We start from the raw sequence: 13147 nt of genomic DNA on the forward strand, positions 1-13147 counted from the left end.
ACAGGATGAATGTTTCTCGTTAACGTCATTCGCCACGGCAGAGCAATGAAAGTTGGCTGTCAGCTATTGTTTTTCATGGCATCGTTCCTTGCGTCGCACTCTTGTGCGGCAATGCAGGAAGCATTAATAGAAGAAGATTGATTTTAACGTATTAGAATCAGATTGTGAGACCTAATCCAGAAATTTTATACCGCAGTTACTATCAATCAACGACTCATTCATTATTTCATTTTTTGTCAAAATGTAATTCAGGAAGAACAATTTTCACCTCAATGTTTTTTACATCATCTGTCCAATAGACGATGAAATTCACTTTTGCCTCTTTCAACACAAAACCAATTTTCTTTAACTCACCCAATTTGTCAAGAAATTTCTTGGAGAACTTTAAAATCAATTCACCCTTTTCGTTTTTACATCCTTCATCCGAAATCGAAATCGCATCACCACTTGTCAGCGCATTTATTCGTTTCTGAACATATTCAAAGTACCCCAAGTGTAAATCCCTATGTGAAAGATGCAATGCCAATCCGCTTGGCGGGGCAAATGTATTGTTGTTTTCACTCCTTTCTAATTCGGCAGTCTTCAACTTGTCAAGATAATTTCCATTTAAGTGAATGGTAAGGTTTTGCCTTGCTCTTGTCATTGCAACATACAACTGTCTTTTCTTTTCATCATCACTTGCATCAAAGTTTTCAAGTAGTATAAACACATTATCAAACTCTTTGCCTTTTGCTTTATGAATAGTGGAAACGAAAATTGTTTCTCCATTTGTGCTAATGAAATCTTCCATCTTTGATTCTCGGATAAAAACTTCAAAGTCGGTTTTATATTTTTTCTTTGTGTTTGTCCCTTCAAAATCCTTGATAAGGTTATTGCAGATTTCAAATTTTGAACTCAATTTGTATTTATCAATCAACTTTCTCTTTGCTCTTCCCCAAACATCATCATTGATAATAAATACTTCATCATCCAACTTCAGCTCATCCAAAAAGAAACGTACCTCTGAAAGATTATACAAACTAAAACTGTCATTGGTTTGAATCAACTTCGCTTGGAGTCCTTGCTTTGTCAGAAGTCCGGCAATCTGAAACGCTTCATCGTTTTTATGAGTCAAGATGCAAGTTGTCCCCGTAAGCCCAGTAGAAAGTATGTCGTCAATTAGCGGAGTAATAAGATTCCCATTTTTGTAATGGACAATTTTAATTCTTCCGTTTTCGGGTTGATTTGCTTCAATCGGAATTTCTTTGAGACGTTCTTTAATTGTCTTTACAAACTGGTTAGTGAATGAAACTAAATTGCTTTTACTCCTATAATTTGTAATAAGTTCATATTTGGTTGCGTTTCTCTCTCTTATTAAACTCATCATGTATTTTGAATCTGCCCCACGCCATTCGTAAATATTTTGGTCATCATCACCAACAGCAATTACCCTAATTGACTCTTCGTTCTTTTCCATCAGCACTTTAACCAATTCATATTCATTTTCGTCCATATCTTGTGCTTCGTCAATTACCAAAACCGTCTTGGTAATACGGCTTGCTTCAACCTCATTGCTTTTCATTTTCTCAACGGCAATTTTTAAGATTGAATCTGATTTATCAATCGTGCCGACTTTGCCTAAGAGGTCAAAACAATAGGAGTGAAATGTTTTTATATCAATGAAGTTGGCTGCGTTTCCAATTAGTTCAACCAATCTCTTTTTAAATTCTGTTGCTGCGGCCCTTGAAAATGTTACCATTAGCAACTGCTCGTGCTTAACATCTTCCATCAAAAGTAACGAAGCTAACTTGTGAACTAAAACTTTTGTCTTTCCGCTTCCTGGTCCCGCCGCAACCACAATGTATTTTGAATCCTTGTCGTCAATTATTCTTCGTTGAACATCAGATAATGAATCAAAAAGTTGTCTGTATTTGTTTGGTGTTATATTTCTTTTTATTTCAAGCCCTCTACTCCCTTTGAAATATTTACTTAGGAAAGAAGGAAAGTTTAATTGGAAATAGTCATCAACAAATTTCAATGCTCCTTTGTAATCGTCAATCATCTTCTTGGCATACTCGCCAACGATATGAATTTGTTGAACCTTGTGGTCGTAATACTGACTTAGCTTCTGATAGTCCTGTTCTTTGTATTGGACTCGGTTGTTCTGTTCAATTCTATCAATAGTGAGTCTGTTGTAAACTACAAGAAAGCCTCCTTCAATTTTTATTGCCTCAATTCTTGACAAATAAAACAAAGTATCTTCTATGTCTTCAATTGTTGCTTTTACCTCAAACAGTTGAATTTGCTTGGCAAATTCTTCTTGTAATTCAAGAACAGAAAATTCAACCAGTATTTCGTCTTTATCTATCTCCCCTTCTTCCAGAATTTTATTGCTCTTGTCATACATATAGCCAACTATAAACTCTGCTAAAATATGTCGCCTTTCTAATCTCTCTTTTAATTTTTCTGTCGGTTGACAACTGATAGCAACAATATGATTCTTTGAATAATCTTTGTTGTGCCGCTTTATCCAATTCTTAATTGCCCAAAAGTTTATAATGATTTTTATTTTGTTTGGCGAAACATCCTTACATCCACTTTCTTCTGCTAACTCATTAAGTTCTTTGATGTGAAAGGATTTTTCTTGCTCTTCAAACATTGGGCAAAGGAAATTTTCAATAAGTCTGTAACTTTCTGTAATTACAAGTGAACGGTTTTTGTTATCTCCCCTTTTTATGAATGCAGTTAAATCTTTTGCATCTGCTAAAATTTTTTCATCACGCAACAGGTTAACAACAGCAATCACATTCTTTATTTCAACTCCTAAATTGTCAGAGATATAATCAACTCTTGATTCAGCTTCATCGGAGCTTGTTTGCTTCCTGCTTTTACTTGAAAAAAGATTTCTAATAATTCTCGTTGCAGTAATCTTTTGTTCTTCGCTGAATTTTTGCGAAATCATTATTTTGTCAATTGCCTCTTTTGCTGTTTTTGATAAAATACTAGTGGCAAAAACTCTTGGCATGTTTTGTTTACGTTTCACATAGCCTGCTTCTTCCAATGCAGAAATTGCAGTTGTTACTCTCGTTTCAATTTCTTTTAAGTTGTCATCCCATCCTGCTGCTCTTGCTATTTCTAGAGCAGATTTCTGAACGCTTGATTTGAATTTTGTAATGAATTTTATTGCATTCCAAATTTGCTTTATCTCATGAATGTTAATTTTAGTTTGATTCAACAAAATGAAATGTTTGCCAAGGTCTTCTTCGTTAAATAAAACATAACAGTCGGCTGTGATGTTTTCGTCTCGTCCTGCTCTGCCTGCCTCCTGAACATAATTTTCAAGTGAATCGGAAATATCATAGTGAATTACCATTCCAACATCTTTCTTGTCAACTCCCATTCCAAAAGCAGAAGTGGCAACCATTATCTGAACATCCCCTGAAATAAAAGCATCTTGATTATCAGTTTTTTCCTGACTTTCCATTTTACCATGAAATGCTCTTGCTTTAAATCCATTCGAACATAATCTTTCGCAAGCTCTCTCGCCTTTTTGGTTCTAGAAACATAAATGATAGTCGGGCATTCTTTCTCTTCAATTAAATCTCGAACTGCATTATACTTCTCTTCATCATCTCCTTTTTCAAAAACCCTGTATTGCAGATTTGTTCTTGTGGCTTTGGAAGGAAAAAACTTCCAATTTGATCCTAACTTCTCTTTGAAGTAGGCACAAATATCTTCAATGACTTTTTGCTTTGCAGTTGCAGTGAAACACGAAACTGGAATTTGTTCTTCAAGGTTTTTATTTTCTTGAAGTGATTTAATAAAATCTCCGATGTATAAATAATCAACTCTGAAATCTTGGCCCCACGAAGAAAAGCAGTGTGCCTCATCAATTACAAAACGAACGATCTTTCTGCTTAAAAGAATTTTTTCAGTTGTCTTTGAACGCAAAGATTCAGGAGAGATATAAAGGAGACTTGCCGACCCATCTTGAATTCTCTCAATAGATTTTGCTCTTTCGATTGGGTCAAGCAAACCGTTTATTGTAACTGCATAAGTGATTCCTATTTTTTCAAGATTGTCAACCTGGTCTTTCATTAGCGATTGCAAAGGTGAAATCACAACTGTCAATCCTTTTGTGTTTTCACCAGCCATTAAAGCAGGAACTTGAAAAGTAATTGACTTACCACCACCTGTCGGGAATACTGCTAATAAAGATTTGTTTTCAATTGCCGCTTGAACTGCTTTCTCTTGCAGAGGTTCACCTGCATAAATTCTGTAAGCATCAAAGCCGAAATATTCTTTTAGCCCTTTATGTATGTCAAGTGCTTGTTTGCAATACTTACAACCTGTCAAGCAAGGCTTGTTTCTCAGCAAAAACATTAACCGTTCAACTTTGGGGTAATTTTTTAAAACCCAAGGTGGTGTTATTGAATAACGGTTGTTGCAATTTATGAGAGCTAAACAATATGCCAATTCAATCGGGTGTTCCGAAATTATTTGTGAAAGGTTAGCATGTTCGCAAATATCAGAATCAAATTTTTCTCGAATTAGTTTTTCTGCTTGTGTATCGCTGCTTGTGTATGAAATGAAACGAAAAAAGGAGTTGAACTCCTTTTTATTGTTTAATAGCAAATAATAAATCTGTTTTAGTTTTTCGTCAGCTTTGTTAAAATTAGAGACTTCGTCAAAGAAAAGGTCTCTCGCCTTTATAGAATCGTTAAGCGGATTGTTTGAATCTTCTGTTTGCAGTTTGTCGTCTTTGAGTAAAGCATGATAGGGTCTTGTCGGAAACAGAAGAGGAGAGAGAAACAAAGTGTCAATGATATTAGCAGGATTTACTTTGGCATCAATAACAGCTTTCTGAATATATTGTAAGTCGTGGTTTATAATGTTGTGCCCGCAAATGAACTGTGTCCCGTTGAGAAATTTTATGAAGTCAGCAATAGAATTTGAATGAAAAGAACTGCCATTGTCTTTGACACTTCCAATGTCGAGAATCTTTCGGCTATTCGGTTCAATCTCCGTATCAATAAAAGTAATTGAGTTCATATGGATCCAAAATAGTGATTAAAGGAAATCGTATCCCTATCATGAATAATTGTAGTTAATCTTTTTTGGTTGGCACTGTTCCCATTGCATGACGGTAACACATAAATATACGCTACTTCATGTATAAAATTACCTTGGAAATAAATTAAACTCTACACAAGATTATTCAAGAGTCTTCTTGCTATTAAACTCAGTAAGTATACCAGTCATTTGTTGATTCCCTTGCAGAAAGCTCGTCTGAAAAAAAGAGATGTTGTTACAGATTATATCAAGTTTAGTTTTCTTCTTAGTATTTGACTTTCCTCAAAAGACAAATCTCCAATAGCTTTTGCTCATCATATAGGGATTCTTGTTTCAACTCTTCAATGTTTTATAAGTTAGATAAATGACCCTTAAAGTCCGTTGTCTTAAAAGCCACAAAGACTGACCTTTCCTTTATGGATATGAAAGAAAAAATTGGGCATCGGATACGACAGCTGCGGAAGGAGCTTGATATTTCACAGGAGGCTTTGGCATTAAAAGCTGAAGTTGACCGGACCTATGTGACCGATGTAGAAAACGGCAGAAGGAATGTTTCTGTGGAGATACTTGAACGGCTAATTTCCGCACTTGAGGTATCTGTTAGCTCTTTTTTTAACACCAAAGATTTTAATAAATAATTCCATACTTGAACCATGGCAGTTTACAACACACAGGCTGATGCCGCAAATACAGCAGTTAGGGCTTTCCTTACAAGAATTGGGGAATATTATTTAAAAAGAAGTTTCAATACCGGAATCGGAAAAGGTAAACAGGATTGGTTAAGAATAAAGGATGAAATATTTGAGGGCAAATGTGCTTACTGCGGAAAAAGTGATTCCAAACTTCAGATAGAACATTTAATTATGTTCAATAGGGTAGAATTTGGACTTCATCATCCTGGAAATATTGTTCCCGCCTGCGTCAACTGTAACGGCAGATCAAGAAATGAAAATAGCTCTTATAAAAGCTGGGAACAGCACCTTTCATTCATATGCGCAAGAGATAATGAGAAAGATAAATTCATGGATAGATGGAATAAAATAAAAAAACATATTGACGAAGGTGAATACAGATATCCCCCATTAAGTACGGAAGAAAAAAAAGCAATTGCAATAATTGCAAATAATCTTTATGAAAGCATTAAAAATGAATTTGAACAGGCTGTAAAGTTATTTCAGGAGTTGGATGAAGCATATACAAAAAAATGAAATGAAGTCCTTTTCCGTCGGCCCGGGGTCTGGCCTTAGCCGACCCCCCCGGGAGTTTGAAATCTTTTTCTTTCTCCCCATTCTAACTTACCGCTTCTTGCTTCTAACTCCTTATTCCCCTCCTAAAAACCTCATTCCCACCCACCCACTTAAACCGTATTCTGCAGTCGCTTGAACGATAGCTGCAGCGTCTTGAACGATGTCTACACTGTCTTTTTTTCATTCTGCGCTGCCTTTATTACATTCTGCAGTCTCTTGAACGATAGCTGCAACAGCTTTATTCACATCCGCAGTTTCTTTATTCACAGCTGCACTGTCTTTTTTCATTCTGCACTGCCTTTATTACATTCTGCAGCGTCTTGAACGATATCTACAGTCGCTTGAACAATAACAAAAATCCATTTTTATAGAACTGAAAAACACTTACCGCAAAGTGGTATTGCATAAAAAATGCACGCATACTATTTTGGAGTTTCATTTTTTTTTAACATCAAAACCTTTTTATCATGGACTCAAGAAATGAAGCAAAACTCAGTATGTACAACGCAGTACTTACACACATCGAAGCCAATGCAGTAATCACCGCAACCGTTCCTGCGTTTGCAACTGTAGCAACAACACTCCGCACCACTTACGACAACATCATCGATGCAGCGCAACAGGAAACACTCGCCATTACAGGTATTACAATGGACAAAACACAGGCACGCCTTGCACTCTGTAACGAAGCAGCAGGTATTGCAGCAGCCATCTTTGCTTATGCCTCTTCTATTTCCGACAACGAAATGAAAGAACAGGTAAACTATCCCGTTTCAAAACTGCAAAACACAAACGATGAATTATTAATCCCCGTCTGCAATAACATTTTAAGTATTGCAACAACAAATGCAGCAGCAATTATTCCTTATGGAGTAAGCGCCGCAAGAGTAACAGCCTTTGAAGATATCATTGAAGATTATCAGAATCTAATTCCTAATCCACGCAATGCAGTTTCAAACCGTTCCGCCGTTCGCACATCACTCAAAAATTTATTTAAAGATGCCGATCTCATATTTAAATCACAGCTCGATAAACTGGCACTGCAATTCAAAACAACAGAAGAAGATTTTTACAACACATACAGAAACAACCGCATCATATTAGATGCAGCAACATCTAACACAGGCAACAGGCACAATAACCGATAGCGTAACAAACCTGCCAATTCCAAACGTTACCATTAACGTAGTCGATGAGTTATATACAGCAACATCAGATGCCACCGGCGATTACACAATAAAAATTCCTGTACCCGGTACATACAACCTCACATTCCTGGCAGGAGGTTACAATACCAAAGTACAAAACGGAGTAGTAGTAACACTCGGTCAGTCCACAGCACTCAACATTCAACTCGTACCATTGCCTGTTTAATATAAAAACACATCATTCATAAATCAGCCGGTTAATCACCGGCTTTTTTTATTGCTGCCTTTTGCATTGCCGTACAAGAGTCGAGACGCTTCGGTCTCGATGCCGATTGAAACGTCGGCATGCAACGCAAGGAACGATGCTATGAAATATAACTGCCGGTTACATTATTATTGTCTTTCGTTTTTACAGCAACCTGTAGCTTGTACTTCGTCCTCCGCCAACTTCCTGTATAATTACTTTTTTCTGCAACAGATCCTGCAGATCTCTCAATGCAGTATCGGCAGAGCTTTTGGTGAGGGCTGCCCATTTGGAGCTGGTGAGTTTTCCTTCGAAACCGCTGAGCAGTTTATTAATCATAAGCTGCTGCCTGTTATTAAACTGTGTGGAGGCATGCTGCTCCCAAAACTTTGCTTTTTAAAAACGGCAGTGAGTGTTTCGGTGGTTGCAGCAAGGGCACGGTTGAAACAGTTGAGAAACCAGAGCAGCCATTCAGTAATATCAAGGGTTCCTTTTTGTGTTTGTTCGAGCAGTTGGTAATACGCTGTGCGTTCTTTGCGGATTTGTGTGCTCATGCTGTAAAAACGATGCGGGGTGTTATCAGTTCGGGCCAGCTGCAGATCGGTAATGGCACGGGCAATACGGCCATTGCCATCATCGAAGGGATGGATGGTTACAAACCAGAGATGTGCAATGGCTGCTTTTATCAGGGGATCAGTGTTGTGCTCTGTGTTAAACCAATGGAGGAAGCGGTTCATTTCATTAGTTAATTTGTCAGCATCGGGTGCTGTAAAATGTACCTGCTCCCGGCCCATGGGCCCGGATACTACCTGCATGGGATCGTTCTTACTGTTGGTTCTCCAGTTGGCTACTTCAATTTTTAGCATGCCGCTTCTGCCCGTGGGAAACAGAGCTGCATGCCAGCCGAATAAACGTTCTGCTGTTAAGGGATGGGTGTACTGTTGTGTGGCATCGAGCATCATTTCCACTACACCGTCTACCTGCCGGTCGGAGGGTACAAGACCGGCGATATCCATACCTAACCTGCGTGCAACGGAAGATCTTACCTGTTCTGCATCGAGCAGTTCGCCTTCAATTTCACTCGACTTGAGTACATCCATGGTGATTGTTTGCAGGGAGGCTTCTTTCTGTAAAGAAAAGCCGAGGTTTTCCATTTGGCCCAATATGCGCCCCTGCTGATGACGAACTTCGGCTAAAAGTGAGGCAATGCTTTCCAGGTTCCAGTGAAAGGAGGGCCAGTTGGGGAGTTGATGGATGTAAACGCTCATTGTCCGCAGTATTTGCGGTGAATATACAGCTTATTCACCGCAAGATTTTCTTTTTGCCGCATTATTTGCGGAGAATAGGTTATTTATTCGCCGCAAATTATGCGGCTTTTCTTCAATGTATAAAATCACTTATTCAGTCGGCCGGTGAATCCTGAAGCTACGAATACACGAAAGTTGCAGGGTCTTAAACTGTTGATACAGGCTGAGCCTTGCCAGCCGGAACCACCACAGAAGATTGCTGGTTTATTACTATGAAATAAGTCTCCCTTTTTTTATTTTACCTCATGATCGGGTATTCGCAAATCTATGAATCAACATCGGGTGGATATGTGTGGCTGCACTCCAGGCACGGAGAAGATGAGCTGCAGCAAAACCTCAAAGCCTGCCGCATACTGGCCGATCATGGACATAAGATTGAAATGCTTCCAACCTTCTCAGCCTTTGAGCAGGAATTAGGAAAAGAGTTTTTACCTGATGTGTTTGAATATAAAAACCCCGACATACGGATTAACGGAATTCTTATTGGTGATATTAAAACACCCGATAAAACAACTGTTATAAAGCAACAGACAATTAACCGGATTATTTACAGTTGTGCAAAGCAAAAAGTAAAAGTGGCCGTACTCAATCTTGCAGAACAGGATTATACAATTCAGGATATTAAGAAAGGAATTATCGGTGCTTTGCAGCCCGACCGGAATAAGAGTATTGTGGAGGTTTGGATTATTACAAAGCAGCAAAACCTGTTTATTGCGAAACGATCAATGGTGTTTGATGAAACGATCTATGAAGGTTTGCATATGCTTTAAAACAGGCAGAGCGTTAACCCGTAAGAGTTAACGCTCTGCTGCGTAGGCTCCGGGCCGCAGCCCAAAGCAATACAAAACTATAAAAATTTTATCGTTTTACAAAAGGGCCTTTGCTTTTTTCGGGTGTGGCAGGTGGAAGACCCCGGCAAATCGCAGGAAAGCTTGAGAGCCACGGATTACATGGCGGGTTCCTTGCAGGACACCCGTCTGAGAAAAAGTTCAAACGCTTTTCCCTCCGTTGATGTAATCAATTACTGAGCCTGCTGTTTATTCCTGCATCTTCGCACAAATTAGAATCATGCGTTACCTCTTATCTCTTCTTGTGTGTGTTGTTCTTACTATAGCAGCTTCTGCACAAATCACCATCAAAGCCGAAGACATTGGCAAACATGTGGGCGACAGTGTAAAAATTTGCAGCAAAGTTTTCAGTGCCCGTTATTTTGAACAGGCCAAAAACAGTCCCACACTTTTAAATGTTGGTGCTGCTTTTCCCAACCAGTTGTTTACAGTGGTTATCTGGAGTGAGGTTCGCAAACAGTTTGAAACTGCTCCGGAACTGTTTTTTCTGAATAAGAACATTTGTGTAACGGGGAAGGTGGAGTTGTTTAAGGATAAACCGCAGATTGTGCTGTATAGTAAGGAACAGATTGAAGTGGTGAAGGAATAGTGGAGTAAGAAAAAATCATTTACTTTATACTGTGTACACTTTACAGCAAATACTCAGCATCCTGCGGAAGCATCAGCCCGAACTGCAACGGAAATACCCTGTTGCAAGGTTTGGTGTTTTTTGGCTCTTATGCAAGAGGGGAGGCTACAGCAGAAAGTGATATAGATATTGCGGTTGAAATAAACGGGCCGATGGGTTTAAACTTTGTTGCCATGGCCGATGAAATAGAAAGTTACTTTGGAATTAAAACCGATGTGGTGCCCAAGCGTTCCATCAAACCTGAATATTTGCAATCGGTAGAGAAGGAGATGGTATATGTTTGAGAACAATGATCTAGAAGTAATTCATCAATCTCTTCTTGCTGCAGACAGATAATTCTTTCTTGTTGTTATAACACTTTCTCTTTTCCAGTTTCAGAAAAATTTTTTTTCTTCCTTTTTCACGCTAACAAAACAGATGAAAATCTATTAACAGTTTATTTGTAAACAATGGTCTGCGGTTTGCCTCTATGGTATAAGAATTATTAATCACCATAAAAACAACAGACATGAAAAAAATTTTTACCCTCTTATTTGCGGTTGTAATATTTACAGCTGCCAATGCACAGAATGGTAGCCGTGATGACTGGAACAATAACCGCAACGGAAATGATATTGCCCGTGGCGATAACCGTTACGACAGGAACCATCATTACAACAACGGCCGCTTTGAACGTGAACGCAGAATGAACAGGGAAATAGCCCGCATTAACAATGAATATGAGTATAAAATGCAGCGTGTAAGAAACAGTTTGTTTATGAACCGTTTTGAAAAACAACGTCAGCTGCGTCATTTACAGAATATGCGTGAGCGTGAAATAAGAAAAGTGCATTATGAATACAGAAGCAAGGGCCGTTACTAACCACCATAAATGAATGAGCTGTTTCATTTGAATAAACATAAGCGTAAAATAAGAAAGGCACCGGGTGGTGCCTTTCTTATTGGAGTTATTTTTTGCCGGGAAAATGTATACATTCTGTTTGCTTTTTAAGAACCTTTGCGGTTCGGGATTTTTCAGTAACTTAAAACAGGGAAGATGGATTACTGCATACATAAATGCAGTTGTACATTTATACAGGAAAGGAACTGCTTACAGCAGTGCTCCTCATCTGAAAAATACGTTTACCGGCATACAGCATGAACAAAAGAGTCATTTTTCGGTTTATTAAACGGCCAGCATTCAGCGGCCTGTTCATTTTCACTGCTATACTGTTACTTACCCAGTTACTTTCTTATCAGCGCTATTTACTGCGCAAACAAATTGAACAGCGTGATCTTATCAGCGAGGCCAACCGTGCCAAGGAGGGTTTGCAGTCGGCAATCAGTCATAGTTTTTCCACTACACAAACCCTGGCTTATATTATTGAAAACTATGGCGTGCCCGATCATTTCGACAGTGTGGCACAGCAGCTGCTTTCAGCGAATCAGTACGTTGATGTGATAGAACTGGTAGAAGGTGGCGTAATTACACATGTGTATCCGCTGAAGGGAAATGAATCGGTGATTGGCTTTAATATTTTAACCGACTCTGCCCGTAAAAGCGGAGCTATCCTGACGATTCTGAAAAAAGACTTTTTTATTTCCGGTCCGCTGCATTTAAAACAGGGTGGTGAAGGATTTGTGTGCAGGGTACCGATTTATATAAACAATCATTTCTGGGGTTTTTCAGCTACCGTAATTAAAATGAAGACCCTGTTAACAGCAGCAGGAATAGATACGGGAGCCAACCGGCGTTACTCGTATGAACTGAAAAAAGTAAATCATCAAACAGGAAAAGAAGAATATTTTTTACAGTATAAGAAATCATTCAAACCAAGGCTTACTGTTCCGGTTCAGATTCCCAATGGCGAATGGAAACTGTATATAGCCGATGAACAGAGTATTACTTTTTCAGCTGTATTTATTTTTTCACTCCTGGGATTAGTGTTAGCGGTAACGGGAGGACTGTTTGCCTGGTATATTGCTTCGCAGCCATCCCGTTTGGAAAAATTAGTGCAGGAAAAAACCTATTTACTGCAGGAGGAAGAACAGAAATATAAAAATACGCTCGACCGTATTACAGATGGTTTTGCCGCACTTGATATTGACGGCAACTGTACATATATGAATACAAGAGCCGGTAAAATGACCAATCGCAACCCGGAAGAAATGATTGGCCGCCATATATGGACAGAGTTTCCGGAAGGGATTGGTCAGCTGTTTCATGAAGCATATTTTACCGCAAAGGATGAGCAGCTGCATGTTTCTGCACAGGAATATTATGTGCAGTACGACCGTTGGTTTGAGCTTGATCTGTATCCATCAACCGATGGGATGTCGCTTTTTTTCAGGGATATTACCCGCAGAAAAAAAGCCGAGCAGGCCATTAAGGAAAGTGAAGAGAAATACCGCACATTGGTTGAACAGGCATCAGATGGAATTTTTATTGCCAATAAAAGAGGCCGCTTTATTTCAGTGAACAGCAGCGGACAGCAGATGAGCCAGTACTCCATGGAAGAGCTGATAGGTATGACGATTTATGACTTGGTTCTGAAAGAAGATCTTGAAAAAAATCCTTTCCAGTTCAAGGAAATGACGAAAGGAGAACCGGTGATGTCGGAAAGACCCATGCGGAAGAAAGACGGTACAATCATTCTTACCGAAATAAACGCAAAGTTTTTTTAAAAAGATGAG

Annotated in this window: 9 protein-coding genes and 2 pseudogenes; 9 read left to right on the plus strand and 2 right to left on the minus strand. The window is 38.8% G+C overall.

All coding sequences use genetic code 11. The features are described from left to right. Nucleotides 1-226 precede the first annotated feature (226 nt). A pseudogene (locus tag IPK31_20505) lies at nucleotides 227-5031 on the minus strand (RecQ family ATP-dependent DNA helicase). A gap of 437 nt (nucleotides 5032-5468) precedes the next feature. On the opposite strand from IPK31_20505, the gene IPK31_20510 reads away from it, so the two are divergent. From IPK31_20510 to IPK31_20525, 4 genes are all read left to right on the plus strand, one after another. Further along, nucleotides 5469-5690: a helix-turn-helix transcriptional regulator gene (locus tag IPK31_20510; GenBank protein MBK8090104.1), complete on the plus strand. Its 222-nt coding sequence runs from the start codon at nucleotides 5469-5471 to the stop codon at nucleotides 5688-5690. A 15-nt stretch (nucleotides 5691-5705) separates the two neighbouring features. Next, on the plus strand, nucleotides 5706-6260 hold the full coding sequence (locus IPK31_20515) for an HNH endonuclease (protein MBK8090105.1): 555 nt from the start codon (nucleotides 5706-5708) through the stop codon (nucleotides 6258-6260). 506 nt (nucleotides 6261-6766) lie between these two features. Further along, nucleotides 6767-7447: a hypothetical protein gene (locus IPK31_20520; protein MBK8090106.1), complete on the plus strand. Its 681-nt coding sequence runs from the start codon at nucleotides 6767-6769 to the stop codon at nucleotides 7445-7447. Further along, entirely contained in the window at nucleotides 7404-7673 is a 270-nt protein-coding gene (locus IPK31_20525) for a carboxypeptidase regulatory-like domain-containing protein (GenBank protein ID MBK8090107.1), read from the plus strand. Before IPK31_20520 ends, IPK31_20525 begins: the two co-directional genes overlap by 44 nt. A 183-nt stretch (nucleotides 7674-7856) precedes the next feature. Here IPK31_20525 and IPK31_20530 read toward each other — a convergent pair. Further along, nucleotides 7857-8959, minus strand: a pseudogene (locus tag IPK31_20530) (Fic family protein). A 284-nt stretch (nucleotides 8960-9243) separates the two neighbouring features. Between IPK31_20530 and IPK31_20535 the strand changes: the two are divergent. The 5 genes from IPK31_20535 to IPK31_20555 all read left to right on the plus strand — a co-directional run bounded on the left by IPK31_20535 (nucleotide 9244) and on the right by IPK31_20555 (nucleotide 13138). Next, entirely contained in the window at nucleotides 9244-9768 is a 525-nt protein-coding gene (locus tag IPK31_20535) for a hypothetical protein (GenBank protein ID MBK8090108.1), read from the plus strand. A 298-nt stretch (nucleotides 9769-10066) separates the two neighbouring features. After that, nucleotides 10067-10435 carry a hypothetical protein gene (locus tag IPK31_20540; protein MBK8090109.1) on the plus strand — a complete coding sequence of 123 codons (369 nt, stop codon included), beginning with the start codon at nucleotides 10067-10069 and terminating at the stop codon, nucleotides 10433-10435. A 110-nt stretch (nucleotides 10436-10545) separates the two neighbouring features. Further along, on the plus strand, nucleotides 10546-10758 hold the full coding sequence (locus IPK31_20545; protein ID MBK8090110.1) for a nucleotidyltransferase domain-containing protein: 213 nt from the start codon (nucleotides 10546-10548) through the stop codon (nucleotides 10756-10758). Between the two features lie 224 nt (nucleotides 10759-10982). After that, on the plus strand, nucleotides 10983-11336 hold the full coding sequence (locus tag IPK31_20550) for a hypothetical protein (protein MBK8090111.1): 354 nt from the start codon (nucleotides 10983-10985) through the stop codon (nucleotides 11334-11336). 275 nt (nucleotides 11337-11611) lie between these two features. Then, the gene (locus tag IPK31_20555) at nucleotides 11612-13138 is read left to right on the plus strand and encodes a PAS domain S-box protein (GenBank protein MBK8090112.1); all 1527 of its coding nucleotides are present in this window, start codon (nucleotides 11612-11614) and stop codon (nucleotides 13136-13138) included. Nucleotides 13139-13147 lie beyond the last annotated feature (9 nt).

The sequence above is a fragment of the Chitinophagaceae bacterium genome (genome assembly GCA_016713085.1).
In the GTDB taxonomy this organism is placed as follows: domain Bacteria; phylum Bacteroidota; class Bacteroidia; order Chitinophagales; family Chitinophagaceae; genus Lacibacter.

Coding starts and splice junctions, on each gene's coding strand:
- IPK31_20510 (MBK8090104.1), top strand. CDS start 5,469: ATGGATATGAAAGAAAAAATTGGGCATCGGATACGACAGCTGCGGAAG.
- IPK31_20515 (MBK8090105.1), top strand. CDS start 5,706: ATGGCAGTTTACAACACACAGGCTGATGCCGCAAATACAGCAGTTAGG.
- IPK31_20520 (MBK8090106.1), top strand. CDS start 6,767: ATGGACTCAAGAAATGAAGCAAAACTCAGTATGTACAACGCAGTACTT.
- IPK31_20525 (MBK8090107.1), top strand. CDS start 7,404: ATGCAGCAACATCTAACACAGGCAACAGGCACAATAACCGATAGCGTA.
- IPK31_20535 (MBK8090108.1), top strand. CDS start 9,244: ATGATCGGGTATTCGCAAATCTATGAATCAACATCGGGTGGATATGTG.
- IPK31_20540 (MBK8090109.1), top strand. CDS start 10,067: ATGCGTTACCTCTTATCTCTTCTTGTGTGTGTTGTTCTTACTATAGCA.
- IPK31_20550 (MBK8090111.1), top strand. CDS start 10,983: ATGAAAAAAATTTTTACCCTCTTATTTGCGGTTGTAATATTTACAGCT.
- IPK31_20555 (MBK8090112.1), top strand. CDS start 11,612: ATGAACAAAAGAGTCATTTTTCGGTTTATTAAACGGCCAGCATTCAGC.